General features: G+C 72.7%; 17 protein-coding genes. 8 read left to right on the top strand and 9 right to left on the bottom strand.

The genetic code is table 11. The features are described from left to right. The first annotated feature begins 27 nt into the window (after positions 1 to 27). Together PV364_RS28710 and PV364_RS28705 are read left to right on the top strand one after the other, a co-directional pair. A complete protein-coding gene (locus tag PV364_RS28710; protein WP_319663294.1) occupies positions 28 to 840 on the top strand; it encodes a hypothetical protein in 813 nt (270 codons plus the stop codon). Between the two features lie 48 nt (positions 841 to 888). Beyond that, positions 889 to 1221 (top strand): rhodanese-like domain-containing protein, encoded by a 333-nt coding sequence (locus PV364_RS28705; protein WP_319663293.1) that lies wholly within the window; start codon positions 889 to 891, stop codon positions 1219 to 1221. 30 nt (positions 1222 to 1251) lie between these two features. Here PV364_RS28705 and PV364_RS28700 read toward each other — a convergent pair whose 3' ends face one another. The 5 genes from PV364_RS28700 to paaA are packed head-to-tail and all read right to left on the bottom strand — an operon-like array spanning position 1252 to position 4836. After that, positions 1252 to 2331, bottom strand: a complete 1080-nt coding sequence (locus PV364_RS28700) for a 2Fe-2S iron-sulfur cluster-binding protein (RefSeq protein ID WP_319663292.1) — start codon at positions 2329 to 2331, stop codon at positions 1252 to 1254. Then, complete coding sequence (paaD, locus tag PV364_RS28695; RefSeq protein ID WP_319663291.1) at positions 2332 to 2835, bottom strand: 1,2-phenylacetyl-CoA epoxidase subunit PaaD; 504 nt, start codon at positions 2833 to 2835, stop codon at positions 2332 to 2334. Continuing rightward, positions 2829 to 3545 carry a 1,2-phenylacetyl-CoA epoxidase subunit PaaC gene (gene paaC / locus PV364_RS28690; RefSeq protein WP_319663290.1) on the bottom strand — a complete coding sequence of 239 codons (717 nt, stop codon included), beginning with the start codon at positions 3543 to 3545 and terminating at the stop codon, positions 2829 to 2831. Before paaC ends, paaD begins: the two co-directional genes overlap by 7 nt. Next, a complete protein-coding gene (gene paaB, locus PV364_RS28685; RefSeq protein WP_319663289.1) occupies positions 3542 to 3835 on the bottom strand; it encodes a 1,2-phenylacetyl-CoA epoxidase subunit PaaB in 294 nt (97 codons plus the stop codon). The genes paaC and paaB overlap by 4 nt, the downstream gene beginning before the upstream one ends. Beyond that, positions 3832 to 4836, bottom strand: coding sequence for a 1,2-phenylacetyl-CoA epoxidase subunit PaaA (paaA, locus tag PV364_RS28680; RefSeq protein ID WP_319663288.1), 1005 nt, complete (start codon positions 4834 to 4836; stop codon positions 3832 to 3834). The genes paaB and paaA overlap by 4 nt, the downstream gene beginning before the upstream one ends. 335 nt (positions 4837 to 5171) lie before the next feature. Between paaA and PV364_RS28675 the strand changes: the two genes are divergently transcribed. After that, positions 5172 to 5852: a DUF5819 family protein gene (locus PV364_RS28675; protein WP_319663287.1), complete on the top strand. Its 681-nt coding sequence runs from the start codon at positions 5172 to 5174 to the stop codon at positions 5850 to 5852. After that, on the top strand, positions 5849 to 7201 hold the full coding sequence (locus tag PV364_RS28670) for an HTTM domain-containing protein (protein ID WP_415924619.1): 1353 nt from the start codon (positions 5849 to 5851) through the stop codon (positions 7199 to 7201). Before PV364_RS28675 ends, PV364_RS28670 begins: the two co-directional genes overlap by 4 nt. Here the strand turns inward: PV364_RS28670 and PV364_RS28665 are convergent. The 3 genes from PV364_RS28665 to PV364_RS28655 all read right to left on the bottom strand — a co-directional run bounded on the left by PV364_RS28665 (position 7182) and on the right by PV364_RS28655 (position 9466). After that, on the bottom strand, positions 7182 to 7979 hold the full coding sequence (locus PV364_RS28665) for a TrmH family RNA methyltransferase (RefSeq protein WP_319663286.1): 798 nt from the start codon (positions 7977 to 7979) through the stop codon (positions 7182 to 7184). The genes PV364_RS28670 and PV364_RS28665 overlap by 20 nt on opposite strands. Before the next feature lie 22 nt (positions 7980 to 8001). Beyond that, positions 8002 to 8919: a pyridoxamine 5'-phosphate oxidase family protein gene (locus tag PV364_RS28660; protein WP_319663285.1), complete on the bottom strand. Its 918-nt coding sequence runs from the start codon at positions 8917 to 8919 to the stop codon at positions 8002 to 8004. Positions 8920 to 9004: 85 nt separating this feature from the next. Then, entirely contained in the window at positions 9005 to 9466 is a 462-nt protein-coding gene (locus PV364_RS28655) for a VOC family protein (RefSeq protein WP_319663284.1), read from the bottom strand. 124 nt (positions 9467 to 9590) lie between these two features. Between PV364_RS28655 and PV364_RS28650 the strand changes: the two genes are divergently transcribed. Then, positions 9591 to 10154, top strand: a complete 564-nt coding sequence (locus PV364_RS28650) for a CGNR zinc finger domain-containing protein (protein ID WP_319663283.1) — start codon at positions 9591 to 9593, stop codon at positions 10152 to 10154. 40 nt (positions 10155 to 10194) lie between these two features. On the opposite strand, the gene paaN is transcribed toward PV364_RS28650, so the two are convergent. After that, the gene (gene paaN / locus PV364_RS28645) at positions 10195 to 11871 is read right to left on the bottom strand and encodes a phenylacetic acid degradation protein PaaN (protein WP_319663282.1); all 1677 of its coding nucleotides are present in this window, start codon (positions 11869 to 11871) and stop codon (positions 10195 to 10197) included. A gap of 134 nt (positions 11872 to 12005) precedes the next feature. Between paaN and PV364_RS28640 the strand changes: the two genes are divergently transcribed. Genes PV364_RS28640 through PV364_RS28630 form a run of 3 tightly spaced genes read left to right on the top strand, consistent with a single transcriptional unit; the run spans position 12006 to position 14977 of the window. After that, the gene (locus PV364_RS28640) at positions 12006 to 13541 is read left to right on the top strand and encodes a 3-hydroxyacyl-CoA dehydrogenase (protein WP_319663281.1); all 1536 of its coding nucleotides are present in this window, start codon (positions 12006 to 12008) and stop codon (positions 13539 to 13541) included. A 2-nt stretch (positions 13542 to 13543) separates the two neighbouring features. After that, positions 13544 to 14197 (top strand): TetR/AcrR family transcriptional regulator, encoded by a 654-nt coding sequence (locus PV364_RS28635; protein ID WP_319663280.1) that lies wholly within the window; start codon positions 13544 to 13546, stop codon positions 14195 to 14197. Positions 14198 to 14230: 33 nt separating this feature from the next. After that, positions 14231 to 14977 carry a hypothetical protein gene (locus tag PV364_RS28630; RefSeq protein WP_319663279.1) on the top strand — a complete coding sequence of 249 codons (747 nt, stop codon included), beginning with the start codon at positions 14231 to 14233 and terminating at the stop codon, positions 14975 to 14977. The last annotated feature ends 95 nt before the right edge of the window (positions 14978 to 15072 follow it).

Genomic DNA, 15072 nt, shown 5'->3' with positions numbered 1-15072 from the left:
ACCCGTTCGGCCTCGTAGGCTGGACCGGTGAAGAAAACCTCCGGCACTGAAGCGACCGCCGACGCCTCCCCCGATCCGCAGGACCGGCTGGCACAGGCCGTGCGGGCCGCCGAGCGCGCACTGATCGAGTTCGAGATCGCGGTGGAGACCTTCCGGGTGGAGGTCGAGAACTTCTCCCGGCTGCACCACCAGAAACTCGGACCCATGTACGCCCGGCTCGACGAGCTCGACGCGCTGATCGCCGAGGCGGTCGCGGCCAAGAGCGGCGACCGGGACGACATCCGCCGTGCCTGGGAGGCCCGGGCCCTGGTGATGCCCATGCCGGGGGTCGAGGAACTGTTCGGGGGGCTGCTCGGTTCCGACGGCGTCCGTCCCAGCGAGGACCCCAGCCCGCCGCGCCGGGTCCGGCCCGGCAAGGAGGCTCAGCGCCTCTACCGCGAGCTGGCCCGCAAGGCGCACCCGGACCTGGCGCAGGACGAGGCGGAGCAGGAACGCCGCAGTGAGTTCATCGCCCGGGTCAACGAGGCGTACGCGTACGCCGACGAGGAGCGACTGCGCGAGCTGGCGGCCGAGTGGGAGGCCGGTCCGGTGCCGGAGGAGCAGCAGCCCAGCGAGGGCGAGGTCCTCTACGCCCGGCTGGAGTGGCTGGCGCAGCGCAAGGAGCAGCTCGCCGCCTCGGCGGCGGAGCTGGAGGAGAGCGCGATCGCGCAGATGATGAAGCTCTCCCCGGACGATCCGGACAGCCTGCTGAACGAGATCGCCGAGAGCCTGCTCAACCAGGTCGCCAACCGTGAGGCGCGGCTCGCGGAGCTTGTCAGGTCCCAGAAGGGCCCCGCGTAGCGTCCGGGGTACGGTCGGACCGCACGCCCTATCGAAGGAGTCCTTTCCATGTTCAACGCCCAGCTGCCCGCGGTGGACCCCGCCCAGGTGCCGGCCGACGGCTACCTGCTGGACGTCCGGGAGCACGACGAGTGGAACGCCGGCCACGCCGAGCGCGCGGTCCACATCCCCATGGGTGAGGTCGTGGCCCGCCTCGGGGAGCTGCCGGAGGACCGTCGCGTGCACGTGGTGTGCCGCGTCGGCGGCCGTTCGGCGCAGGTCGCGCAGTACCTGCTCGCGCAGGGGATCGACGCGGTGAACGTCGACGGCGGCATGCTCGGCTGGGAGGCCGCGGGCCGCCCGCTGGTGGCGGACGGCGGCGACCAGGCGTACGTGCTCTGAGCCGGCGGCCGGGCCCGCCCGGCCGCGAGGTCAGGCGTCGAAGTCCACCTCCACCGAGGAGGTGACCGGGTGCGACTGGCAGGCCAGCACGTATCCCGCCTCGATCTCCTCGGGCTCCAGCGCGAAGTTGCGGTCCATCCGCACCTCTCCGGAGACCAGCCGGGACCGGCAGGTCCCGCACACCCCGCCCTTGCAGGCGTACGGAGCGTCGGCCCGGTTGCGCAGCACCGTCTCCAGCACCGACTCACCGCCCTGCGAGGGCCAGCTGCCGGCGCGCCCGTCGAGGGTCGCCCGCACGGTGGCGCCCTCGCGGACTCCGGCGACCGGGGTGGCCACCGGTGCGGCGTCCACGTGGAAGATCTCCTCGTGGATGCGGCCGCGGGCCACCCCCAGGCCGCGCAGCGCCCGCTCGGCACCCTGCACCAGCCCGTAGGGGCCGCACAGGAACCAGCCGTCGATCCGCCCGACCGGCAGCAGCGCCGGCAGCAGACCGGTCAGCCGCTCCTCGTCGAGCCGCCCGGACGGCAGCCCCGCCTGCTGCTCCTCGCGGGAGAGCACGGTGACCAGCTGGAAACGGTCCGGGTAACGGTCCTTCAGGTCGGCGACCTCTTCGAGGAACATCGTGGACGCGGCGGTCCTGTCGCTGCGTATCAGGCAGAACCGGGCCTCCCGCTGACGGGCCAGCAGGGTGGAGACGATCGACAGCACGGGAGTGATCCCGCTGCCGCCGACGACCGCCGCGAAGTGCCCCGGGCGCGGATGGAGGACGAAGCGCCCGGCCGGGCTCATCGCCTCCAGCAGGTCGCCCACCGCCAGTTCCTTGTGGGCGAAGGTCGAGAACTCGCCCTCCTCCACGAGCCGCACGCCCACCCGCAGAGTGCGCGGCGCGGTTCCGTGCGGTGCCGGGTCGCACAGCGAGTACGTCCGCCGGATCTCGCGGCCGTCGGCCCTGAGGCGCAGCGCGATGTGCTGGCCGGGGGCGAAGCGGTAGATCTCGCCCAGTTCCTCGGGCACTTCGAGGGTGACGGCCACTGCGTCGTCCGTGAGCCGGTCGACCTCCGCCACCCGCAGCGGGTGGAAGGCGCCATGCGCCCCGGGGACGGGTGCCATCTACAGCTCCTTGAAGTGGTCGAACGGCTCGCGGCAGCTCTCGCAGCGGCGCAGTGACTTGCACGAGGTGGAGGAGAAGCGGTTGAGCAGGACGGTGTCGAGGGAGCCGCAGTGCGGGCAGCGCACCGCGAGCTCCAGGGGTATCGGCCCGCCGCCGGGCGCGGTCGTCCGCGGGGGAGCGATGCCGTACTCGGTGAGCTTGCGGCGGCCCTCGTCGGTGATCGCGTCGGTGGACCAGGGCGGTGACAGCACCGTGCGGACCGACACCTCGGTCATGCCGTGCTCGCGCAGCACCTGCGTCACGTCCGCGGCCATGGTGTCCAGGGCGGGACAGGCGGTGTAGGTGGGGGTGAGCTCGACCTCGACGCTGACGGGGCCGGTGAGGTGCACGTCCCGCAGGATGCCGAGGTCCTCCAGGGTGAGGACGGGCAGCTCGGGGTCGGGCACTGCGCCGACGGCGGCGCGCAGCTCCGCCTCCAGCGCGCTGAGGCCGGTGGTCACCATGTCGCCCCCGGGTGTGCGCGGTGGAGATGCTGCATCTCCGCGAGCATCCGGCCGAACGGCTCGGTGTGGATGCCCTGCCGGCCGGCCCCGGCGGACCAGGGGGTCACGCTGGGGCCCTCGGGGAGGGTCAGCGTGGCCCGCCCGAGGACGTCGGAGAGGGCGGCGAGCCAGGGTTCGCGCAGCTCCGGGAGGGAGACCGGCAGGCCCTCGACGGGCTGGAACATCTCGCCGGTGTAGCGCCACAGGGTGTCCAGGGCGCGCTGCATCCGCGTGTGGCTCTCGTCGGTGCCGTCGCCGAGACGCAGCGTCCACTGGACGGCGTGGTCGCGGTGGTAGGCGACCTCCTTGACGGCCTTGCCGGCGAGCGCGGCCAGGTCGGCCACCTCGGGGCCGCCCTTGGCGCGGGCCAGTTCGCCGTACATCAGCTCCTGGTGGACGGAGAAGTAGAGCTGGCGGGCGATGGTGTGGGCGAAGTCGCCGTTGGGCTGCTCGACGAGCTGGAGGTTGCGGAACTCCCGCTCCTCGCGCAGGTAGGCGAGCTCGTCCTCGTCACCGGCGAGGGAGAGCAGGACGCGGGCCTGGCCCAGCAGGTCGAGGGCGATGTTGGCGAGGGCGACCTCTTCCTCCAGGACGGGGGCGTGCCCCGCCCACTCCCCCAGGCGCTGGGCGAGCACCAGCGCGTCGTCCCCCAGTGCGATCGCGGCCTTCACAGGTGCTGCACCCCCTCGGGGATCTCGTAGAAGGTCGGGTGCCGGTAGGGCTTGTCGGCGGACGGGGCGAAGAAGGGGTCCTTCTCGTCGGGCGACGAGGCGGTGATCTCGGTGGACGGGACCACCCAGATGGACACGCCCTCGCTGCGCCGGGTGTACAGGTCCCGGGCCTGCCGCAGCGCCATGGCGGCGTCCGGGGCGTGCAGGCTGCCGGCGTGGGTGTGGCTCAGTCCGCGTCGGCTGCGGACGAAGACCTCCCACAGCGGCCACTCCTGGGCGCTGGTCGTCATCGCTCTCCCCCTTCGTGCCCGGCCGTGCGACCGGCCGCTCGCTGCTTGGCCGCGTGGGCGGTCGCCGCCTCACGCACCCAGGCGCCCTCTTCGTGGGCGGTGCGCCGCTGGGTCAGGCGCTGTTCGTTGCACGGACCGTTGCCGCGCAGGACTTCCTGGAACTCGGTCCAGTCGATGGCTCCGTAGTCATGGGCGCCGCGCTCCTCGTTCCACCGCAGGTCGGGGTCGGGGAGGGTGAGGCCGAGGATCTCGGCCTGGGGGACGCAGATGTCCACGAAGCGCTGGCGCAGCTCGTCGTTGGAGTGCCGCTTGATCTTCCAGGTCGTGGACTGGGCGGAGTGGGCGGACTCGCCGTCCGGAGGGCCGAACATCATCAGCGAGGGCCACCACCAGCGGTCGACGGCGTCCTGCGCCATGGCGTGCTGCTCGGCGGTGCCCTTGCTGAGGGCGAGCAGCAGCTCGTACCCCTGGCGCTGGTGGAAGGACTCCTCCTTGCAGATGCGGATCATGGCGCGCGCGTACGGGCCGTAGGAGCAGCGGCACAGCGGCACCTGGTTGGTGATCGCGGCGCCGTCCACGAGCCAGCCGATGGCGCCGACGTCGGCCCAGGTCAGCGTGGGGTAGTTGAAGATCGAGGAGTAGCGCTGGCGGCCGGCGTGGAGCTTGTCCAGCAGCTCGTCGCGGCTGACGCCGAGGGTCTCGGTGGCGCTGTAGAGGTAGAGCCCGTGGCCGGCCTCGTCCTGGACCTTGGCCATGAGGATGGCCTTGCGCCGCAGGGAGGGCGCGCGGGTGATCCAGTTGGCCTCCGGCTGCATGCCGATGATCTCGGAGTGGGCGTGCTGTGCCATCTGCCGGACCAGCGTGGCCCGGTAGGCGTCCGGCATCCAGTCGCGAGGCTCGATCCTCGCTTCGGCGGCGACCGCCGCGTCGAAGGCGGAGAGAAGTCCGGATTCCGTTTCCGCGGTCTCCGTGCTCTCCCCGGCCGTGGCCGCTGTCGTCATGCGAGGCCCCTTCCCTCCCGACCGACCGATCGTTCGGTTCAATGGTCGGGGGTGCCCGTGAGAGTGTCAAGGCCGGGCGGGGCCTGTGGAAAACCGCGCGGCAGGTTCCCCCGGCCTCCGTCGCGGTGCGCGCGCAGCCCTCCCCAGGCGCCGGCGGGAGGCGTCGATCGGCCGGCGAAGACCGGGATGGCTGTACCGCCGACGCGTGGCATGAGTACCGTTCCGTGCTGAGTGGACCCAGCGGTACGCCGGACGCGCCGGATGCACTGGATGCACCGGATGCGCCGGAGACATCGAATACGCCGGGAACACGCGGAACAGGAGCGGGAGCCACCATGGAGCCACCCGAAGGGCCCGGGGGAGCGACCGGGATATTCGCGCTGTCGCGGGCCTCCCGGGTCGCGGTCGCGCTGGCGCTGGCCGCGGCGGTGGTCGGGGTGGCCGTGCACCTCCTCATGGTGTTCCTGCACGTCGCCCCGCAGAACACGCTCTCCAAGCAGCACGGCGACCTGGTCGGCGACTACGTCTACCCCGAGTTCGAGCAGAACTGGAAGCTCTTCGCGCCCAACCCGCTCCAGCAGAACGTCCACGTCTGGGCCCGCGCCGACGTCCGCGGGCCCCACGTCACCGTGCGGACCACCGGCTGGATCGACCTCACGGCCATGGACATCGTCGCGATCCGCCACAGCATCGCCCCGAGCCACACCGAGCAGAACGAGCTCCGGCGGGCCTGGACCTTCTACAGCACCACGCACGGTGACCAGAACAAGCCGATCGGTCTGCGCGGCGACCTCAGCAAGGAGTACCTGCAGCGGATCGTCGAGCGACGGCTCGGCCACCGGCTGGGCAGCGACGACCTGGAACGGGTCCAGGTGCGCACCGGTACGACGGCGGTCGCGGCACCGGTCTGGAGCCCCGAGAACACCGACACGCGCACCAGCTTCCAGGTGCTCCCGTGGTGGAACGTCACTCCGCGGGACCAGGCCGCTGCCGCGGGGCAGGGGGACGCGTCGTGAGCGAGCCCGTGCACTCCCCGGACCACTCCGCCGCCGTCTCCCCCGCGCCCGTCCCGGCCCCGGCACCCGCTCAGGACCCGTCCGCGGTGCCCTCGCCCTTCACGGGCCTGGCCACCGCGGCCGACCGCGGTCTGACCCGCGCCCTCGTCCGCGTCACCGGCACCGCCATCGGCCCGTACCAGAGCGCCGTCGTCCGGATCGGTATGGCGCTGACCTGGCTGCTGTTCCTGCTCCGCGAGTTCCCGCACCGCCACGAGCTCTACGGACCCGACGGCGTGTGGGGCTACGCCCAGGCGAGCCGGCTGATCGCGGACAACCACGCCTTCACCGTCCTGCTGTGGGGCGACGGCAGGGTCTGGTTCGAGTTCGTCTACGCCGCCTCCATCGCCGCGAGCGCCATGCTGCTGCTGGGCTGGCGCACCAGGACCGCGTCGCTGCTGTTCATGGCCGGCGTGCTGTCGCTGCAGAACCGCAGCGTGTTCATGGGTGACGGCGGCGACAACGTCATCCACCTGATGGCGATCTACCTGGTCTTCACCCGCTGCGGCCAGGTGTGGTCGCTCGACGCCCGCCGTCGCGCGCGGAGCGGGGACGAGCGGGACGGCGACGCCGCCGGAATCGCCCTGTGGGCCGTCCTGGGGATGTTCCTCCTGATCGCCCAACTGCTCGGCCGTACCGGTCTGAGCTGGACCGACGGCCTGCTGCCGTGGCTCGGCTGGACGCCGCTCCTGTGGGGCGTCCTGTTGCTGCAGGCGGTGTGGTGGGCCGTGCGCCGCTACGCGCCCGGCGAGCCCCGCACTCTCCTTGACGTGTTCGCCAACATCACGCACAACGCGGCGATGCTGGTCGTCGTCGTCGAGGTGTGCCTGATCTACGCGACCGCGGGCTGGTACAAGATCCAGGGGTCGCGCTGGCAGGACGGCACCGCCCTGTACTACCCGCTCCACCTGGACGACTTCAGCCCGTGGCCGGAGCTGTCGCACGCCATGGCGAGCAGCGGTCTGGTGGTCATGGCGATCACGTACGGGACGGTGATCGTCCAGGTCGCCTTCCCCTTCACCCTCTTCAACCGCCGGGTGAAGAACGCGCTGCTCGCGCTCATGATCGTCGAGCACGCCTCGATCGCCTTCCTCCTCGGCCTGCCGTTCTTCTCGATGGCGATGATCGCGGCCGACGCGGTCTTCCTGCCCACGGGCTTCCTGCGCTGGGCGGGCGACCGCCTGGGCCGGCCAACGCGCCGCGGCCCGGCAGGCCGCGCCGGCACCGGCGAGCGTGCCGTGGTGCCGGGTCCCGGACGCGGGCGGGCGGAGCCGGGTACGGAGCCCGCGCCTACGGACCTGCCGGTGTGACGCCCGCGGCCCCGGAGGCCGGGTCCGGCAGCCAGTGGAACAGGGCCATGCCGACCGTGGTCGCGAGGTTGAAGCTGGAGACCTGGGGGCGCATGGGCACGGCCAGCAGCCGGGTGGCGCGATCCCGCAGGCGGGGAGAGATCCCGTGCCGCTCCGAGCCGAAGACGAGCAGCGCGTCGTCGGGGAGGGCGACGCGGCGGATGTCCTCACCCTCGGGGTCCAGCGCGTAGAGCGGGCCCGGGGGCAGCGCGTCGAGCGGCAGGCGCTCCACGGCGGTCGCGTAGTGCAGGCCGGCCCCGGCCCGGACGACGTTCGGGTGCCAGGGGTCCAGGTCGTCGGGGCCGCCGACCGTGACGACGCCGGTGGCGCCGAAACCGGCCGCGAGACGGATGACGGCGCCGACGTTGCCGAGGTTGCGCGGGCCGTCGAGGACGACAACAGGAGCCCGGCGGGGCCGCTCGGACAGGACGCGCAGATTCGCCTCCCGGTCCGGGCGGGAGGCGAGCGCGGCGATGCCGGTCGGGTGGATCCGGGGCACCAGTTCGCGCAGGGTGGCGGCCGGGACCTCGACGGCCAGGGCATCGACGGCCGCGGCGACGTCCTCGGCCAGATCGGCCGCCAGGGCCAGGACCGCGGCCTTGTCGGACGTGAGCACGGAGTGGATCCGGGCCCCGAAGCGCAGCGCGTGCTTCAGCGCGTGGAAGCCGTCCAGCAGGACGGCCCCGGGGGCGGCCTCCCGCCATTCCCGGGTGATCCGCCGGGTGTCGTCCGTGCTCATGGCCTCAGCCTAGGGGTAGTGCTCAGGCCTCCCGGACGGGCGGATTGGCGGGGGAGAACTCGGGGGCGCCCCAGCGCAGGGTGCTGATGCCGGGCAGCTCGACGGCCTCGGTGACCGTGAAGTCCACGCCGCGCCCGTCCTCGCCGTCCGGGTCGCGGTCCCATGCGACACGCGCCGTGCCGGTCAGCATGAGGACGCCGCCGGTCCGCCAGTCGGGGAAGAGCAGCCCGGCGGCGGGCCTGGTGGTGATGTTGCCGAGCGTCATGAACATGGAGTTGCCGCTGTAGTCCGGCCAGCGCAGCCGGTGGGCGTCCGTCACCGTCACGAAGCCGGGGTTGCCGCCGCGATGCGAGGCGTCGGCGGCGCCGTCGGGGCCGGCCGTCGCGACGAAGAAGGTGTCCGCGGCGCGGATCCGGTCCTGCTGGTCCGCGGTCAGCCCGGTGCCGCGCGTGACCCTGCCGCCGGTCGCCGGGGGCAGCCCCGCGGCCGTCAGCTCCCGTCGCTGGATGTACTTGGGGCAGTTGGCGTACACCTGCTCGGCGCGGATCAGCAGGCCGTCGCCGTCCGGGCGCGCGCTGCCGTTGACCCGCATGCGCCGCCGGGCCTCCGGCTCGACGGCGATGAGCCCGACGCGGGCCGGGCCGTCGAGGGTCGCGGCCAGCGGGTCGTCGGGGTGCGGCCGGGCGGCGACGGTGAGCGTGCGCACGTCGGGGGAGCGCACGAAGCCGGGCGGCCCGGTCAGCAGCGAGGCCCACAGCCGTCCCCGCTCGTCGGCGGCGCCGACGACGATCATCCGGCGCTGTTCCAGGAAAGCCGCGGCGACGGCCGGCACGTCGTCACGGATGCCGCGCCCGACGTGGTCGGCGCGGACGAGGACGCCGGCGCGGGCCTGTACGGCCCGTTCGCCGGGGTGGTACGTGCTCGACGGGGCTGTCGTCATGCCGGGTCCTTCCTGGGTGGGGCGGGTCGGATCGGGACGTGCGCGTGGGTCCTTCGCGCGGTGGTGCGGCGGTGCGGTCGCGTGCTCAGAAGAATCCGCAGGTGGGGGCGGCCTCGTGTGGCGCGGGGGCGGTGCCGGCGCCGGAGTCGGTGAAGATCTCCAGCCGGATGCCGTCCGGGTCGGCGAAGAAGATGCCGCCGGACGAGCCGCCCTCCCGGTGGGGGACCACACCGTCGTGGGCGAAGGAGGCGCCGAGCCCGCGCAGTACGTCCTCGGCGGCGCGGACCTCCTCGACCGAGTCGACCCGGAAGGACAGGTGGTGCAGGCCCGGCCGGGAGACGGCGAAGTCGCCCTCGCTCTGCTGCCACAGGGTCAGAACGAGGGTCCCGCCCAGGGACAGGAACGCCCAGCGGCGCTCCCCGTCGGCGCCCTCGGCGGCCTCGAATCCGAAGACCCGCTGGTAGAAGGCGACGGAGCGGTCGAGGTCGGTGACGTTGAGTCCGACGTGGCCCGTGTGCAGGGAGGCGGGTGCGGCGGCGGTGGACATGAGGCGGTGGCTCCCTCGGTCGTGGTCGCCCGGCCCGTCCAGGCTAACCGTTCTTTACGAACGTAAGGGTTAGTCTGGGTGGAGTCAACCAGTGTCAGTCGTCGAAAGGGTTAGGGTGAGGTCCATGCCGCCCGTGATCGACCCGCGTCCGCTGCTCGGGGAACCCGTCTCGCTCGACCTCCTCAACACCCGGTGGATGGCGGGTGACGAGGTACGGGACCTGCTGACCGGGCCCGACGGCCTGACGGTCTGGCTGGAGGCGAACGGGCTGGCGGGACGCTGCCCGGACGACGCGGCGGCGCTGGAGGCCGTGCTGGCCGCTCGCGAGGCGCTCGCGGTGGCGGTGCGCGACCCCGGGGCGCCGTCGCGGGAGGCCCTGGACGGGCTCAACGCCGTACTCGCCCATGGGCGGGTACAGCGCTTCGTCGGCCCGGACGGACGTCCGGCGGAGGAGGTCGAGACCGACCTCCCGGCCTGGCGGGCAGCGTGGATCGCCGTCGACGACTACCTGGGGCTGCTGGCCGCCGATCCGGCGCGGATCCGGGCCTGCGCCCACGACCGGTGCATCCTGCACTTCTTCGACACGTCGCAGAACCGCAGGCGCCGCTGGTGCTCCATGGCGGTGTGCGGCAACCGCGCCAAGGCGTCGCGCCATCACGCGCGCACAAAGGAGCCCCGTCCGGAGTGACAGGGCTACTCCGGACGGGGCGCTGGTGTGGGCTCGCGGATCAGGCCGGGCGGCGGACCTCGATGACCCGGAAGCGGTTCGCGACGAAGGCGCCGTCGCACAGCGCGGCGTTGGCGGCCGGGTTGCCGCCGGAGCCGTGGAAGTCGGAGAACGCGGCCGTCTGGTTCACGTACACCCCGCCGGTCAGGTTGAGGGAGAGCTGGGCGGCCTCCTCCAGGCAGACCTCCTCGGCCTTCCGCTCCACCTCGGGGGAGGTCGTGTACGCGCCGACCGTCATCGCGCCCTTCTCGCGCACCGTGCGGCGCAGGAGCTCCAGCGCGTCGTCCGTGGAGTCCACGGCCACGGCGAAGGACACCGGGCCGAAGCACTCCGACATGTAGGCCGCCTCGTCGTCCGGCTTGGCGCCGTCCAGCTTGACCATCAGCGGGGTGCGGACCACGGCGCCGGGGAACTCGGGGTGCGCGACCTCGCGCGAGGCGAGGGAGACCTCGCCGAGGGAGGCGGCGGCCTCCAGCCGGGCCTTGACGTCGGGGTTGACCAGGGCGCCGAGCAGGGCGTTGGCGCGGGCGTCGTCGCCGAGCAGGCCGCTCACGGCCGCCGCGAGGTCGGCCGTCACCTCGTCGAAGCTCTTGTGCCCGGCGTCGGTCGCCACGCCGTCACGGGGGATGAGGAAGTTCTGCGGGGTGGTGCACATCTGACCGCTGTAGAGCGACAGCGAGAAGGCCAGGTTGGAGAGCAGGCCCTTGTAGTCGTCCGTGGAGTCGATCAGGACGGTGTTGACGCCGGCCTTCTCGGTGTAGACCTGCGCCTGGCGGGCGTTGGCCTCCAGCCAGTCGCCGAAGGCGGTGGAACCGGTGTAGTCGATGATGCGGATCTCCGGCCGCAGGGCCAGCGTCTTGGCCAGGCCCTCGCCCGGGCGCTCGGCGGCCAGGCACACCAGGTTCGGGTCGAAGCCGGCCTCGGCGAGCACCTCGCGCGCGATGCGCACGGTCAGCGCCAGCGGCAGCACGGCCCGCGGGTGCGGCTTGACCAGCACCGGATTGCCGGTGGCCAGCGAGGCGAACAGGCCCGGGTAGCCGTTCCACGTCGGGAAGGTGTTGCAGCCGATCACCAGGGCGACGCCGCGCGGCACCGCGGTGAACTCCTTGCGCAGGACCAGCGGGTCCCGCTTGCCCTGCGGCTTGGTCCACTCGGCCGCGCCCGGGGTGCGCACCTGCTCCGCGTAGGCGTACGCGACGGCTTCCAGGCCGCGGTCCTGGGCGTGGGGGCCACCGGCCTGGAAGGCCATCATGAAGGCCTGGCCGGAGGTGTGCATGACCGCGTGGGCCAGCTCCGTGGTGCGCGCGTTGATCCGCGCCAGGATCTCCAGGCAGACCAGGGCGCGCGTCTCGGGCCCGGCCTCGCGCCAGGCCGGCATCGCCGCCCGCATCGCGGGGAGCAGCACGTCCACGTCGGGATGCGGGTACTCCACGCCGAGCTCGATGCCGTACGGGGAGACCTCGCCGCCGGTCCAGCCGTCGGTGCCGGGCTGGTCCAGGTCGAAGCGGGTGCCGTGGAGGGCGTCGAACGCGGTCCTGCCGGTCTCGGCGTCGGCGTATGCCTTGGGGTGCTCGGGGTACGGAGACCAGTACTCGCGAGTACGGATTGCCTCGAGGGCCTTGTCGAGTGTCTCGCGATGCTTTTCGATCAGCGGGACAGCGGTGAGAACGGCAGCCATGGGGGCCAACTCCTCGTCGAGCTGGTGCTACGGGTGGGCAGGGTGCTGGCAACACGGCTAGATTAACCGAATGTTCGGTCGGGACAAGGGGGCCTGCCGAAGCTGTGGACAAGTGGCGAGGAGCAGAGGCGACGATGAGTGCTCTTGACCGATCCAGCACGATCGCGGTTGTCGGCACGGGCATCATGGGCCAGGGAATCGCCCAGGTCGCACTGGTCGCGGGCCACTCGGTACGGCTCTACGACGCCGGGCCGGGCCGCGCCGAGCAGGCCGAGCGGGCCATAGCGGAGCGGCTGGACCGGCTGGTGGAGAAGGGCCGCATGACCGCCGCGGAGCGCGACGCGGCACGCGGCCGGCTGGCGGCCGCGCAGGCGATCGAGGACCTGGCGGGCGTGTCGCTGGTCGTCGAGGCGATCCTGGAGGAGCTCGGCGCCAAGCAGCAGCTCTTCACCGCGCTGGAGAGCGTGGTTCCCGAGGACTGCCTGCTGGCCACCAACACCTCGTCCCTGTCGGTCACCGCCGTGGGCGGCGCCCTGCGCCTTCCGGGCCGTTTCGTGGGCCTGCACTTCTTCAACCCCGCGCCGCTGCTCCCTCTGGTGGAGGTGGTCTCCGGCGCCGCCACCGACGAGGCGGCCGCCCAGGTCGCGTACGACACCGCCGCCGCCTGGGGCAAGACGCCGGTGCGCTGCACCGACACCCCCGGCTTCATCGTCAACCGCGTCGCGCGCCCCTTCTACGCCGAGGCGTTCCGGCTGTACGAGGAGCGGGTCGCGGACCCGGCCACCATCGACGCCGTGCTGCGGGAGAGCGGCGGCTTCCGTATGGGGCCCTTCGAGCTGACGGACCTGATCGGCCAGGACGTGAACGAGGCCGTCACGCGGTCGGTGTGGGATTCCTACTTCCAGGACCCGAAGTTCACCCCCTCCCTCGCGCAGCGCCGCCTGGTGGAGTCCGGGCGGCTGGGCCGCAAGGCGGGGCACGGGTGGTACGACCACACGCCGGGCGCGCCCCTGCCCGAGCCGCACACGGCCGGGCCTGAGAAGCCGCCTTCCAAGGTGACCGTGCGCATGAGCGCTTTCGGGCCGGCCGCAGTGCTGCCCGAGCTGATCGCCGAGGCGGGCATCGAGGTGGTGGCCGGCGACTTCTCCGACCCCTTCGACGCCTGGGTGGAACTGCCCGGGGGCGGGCAGCTGTACCTGGCCAACGGGGTCGCGGCCACGCCGGACCCCACCGAGAGGGACCGGCCGGGCGACTGGGTGCAGTTCGACCTGGCGCTGGACTACCGTGCCGCCACCCGCGTCGCCCTCGCCCCGGCCGACACCGGCCGCCCGGAGACGGTCCGGGCCGCGATCGGGCTCTTCCAGGCGCTGGGCAAGAAGGTCAGCGTCATCGACGACGCACCGGGCATGATCGTCGCGCGCACCGTGGCGATGCTCGTGGACTTCGCCGCGGACGCGGTGGCCCGCGGCGTGGCGTCGCCGCAGGACATCGACGCCGCGATGCGGATGGGTGTGAACTACCCGCGCGGTCCGCTGGCGTGGGGGGACGAACTGGGTCCGGCGTGGGTCGTCGATGTGCTGCGCAGTCTGGACGAGGCCTGCCCCACCGGCCGTTACGCGCCGTCCCGCCTGCTGATCCGCCGAGCGGCCGCCGAGGGGAGACTGCTCTAATCATGACCATGGCACAGCGCGACACCCCCGCCCCCAAGCGGGACACCTACACTCCGGACTCGCTGCTGGCCGTCGCCGTGCGGGTCTTCAATGAGCGCGGCTACGACGGCACGTCCATGGAGCATCTGTCGCAGGCCGCCGGCATCTCCAAGTCCTCCATCTACCACCATGTGCGGGGCAAGGAGGAGCTCTTGCAGCGGGCCGTCGGGCGTGCCCTGGACGGGCTGTTCGGCATCCTGGAGGAGCCGGAGGCGCGGCGCGGGCGCGCTGTCGAGCGGCTGGAGTACGTCACGCGGCGCACCACCGAGGTGCTGATGGCGGAACTGCCCTACGTCACCCTGCTGCTGCGGGTGCGCGGCAACACCAAGACCGAGCGCTGGGCCATGGAGCGCCGCAGGGAGTTCGACCACCGGGTCGCCGCCCTGCTGAAGGCCGCGGTGGCGGAGGGCGACCTGCGGGCGGACGTGGCGCCGAGGCTCGCCACCAGGCTGCTCTTCGGAATGATCAACTCCCTGGTCGAGTGGTACCGGCCCCATGTGCCCGGCACCGGGGGCGCGGCGGACGCCGGGGCTCCGGCGGAAGCGCCCGAGCAGGAGGACGCGGCGGTCGTGGACGCCGTGGTGCGGTTGGCGTTCGACGGGCTGCGGATATCTTGACGTTGGTCTAGTCCAACCTCCACGCTCGGGGCCATGTCATTCATGGTCCGAGTCCGTGTGTGCGCCCCGTTGGCCGCCGTCCTGCTGCTCGCGGGGTGCGGGGGCGGAGGCGACGGGAAGGCCGCTGCCGAGGCCACGCCACCGGAGGACTTCGGGTGCCTCACCGAGGCCCAGGCGAAGGCGGGGAGCACGTCCTACGACGACACCGAGGGCAACCCGGTGGACGCCTGGCTCGGGGGCAAGGGCGCCGCCGCCGTGCTGCTGATGCACCAGTCGGACGGCGACCTGTGCCAGTGGATGCCGCAGGCGGACCTGCTGGTCGAGGACGGCTACCGCGTCCTGGTCGTCGACTCCAACGGGAGCGAGGTGCCGGAGGTCGTCGCCGGGGTGAAGCTGCTGCGCGCCAAGGGCGCCCGGCACGTGCTGCTCATGGGCGCGTCCAAGGGCGGCACGGGAGTCCTGGCGGGGGCCGTGGAGGTGAGCCCGCCGGTGGACGCCGTGGTCTCGCTGTCCGCCCCCGAGTACTACGGGGTGACGGACGCCGGTTCGGCGGTGCCCCGCCTGACGGCGCCGGTGCTCTACATGGCCGCGGCCGGCGACACCCGGTTCGCGGAGGCGGGCAAGGCCCTGCACAAGGCGACGAAGAAGGCCCCCGAGAACCGGCTGGAGATCGTCAACGGTCCCATGCACGGGGTGGGCATGCTCACCGACGACGCCAACTGGGCCACCGTCACGGACTTCCTGGCGAAGTACGCGGGCGGGGGCGGCGGCGCCGGCTAGATGATCGATTCCAAGGGTTCGGCCACGAGATAAGGCGAGGGTGTCCACTCTCAGTGTGTGACGACCGAGATAGACACCCTCGCGACTGCACTCTA

This window comes from Streptomyces sp. MI02-7b, assembly GCF_033793585.1.
GTDB lineage: Bacteria > Actinomycetota > Actinomycetes > Streptomycetales > Streptomycetaceae > Actinacidiphila.
Note: the sequence above shows the minus strand (reverse complement) of the source record. Positions and strands in the feature narration are given on the sequence as shown.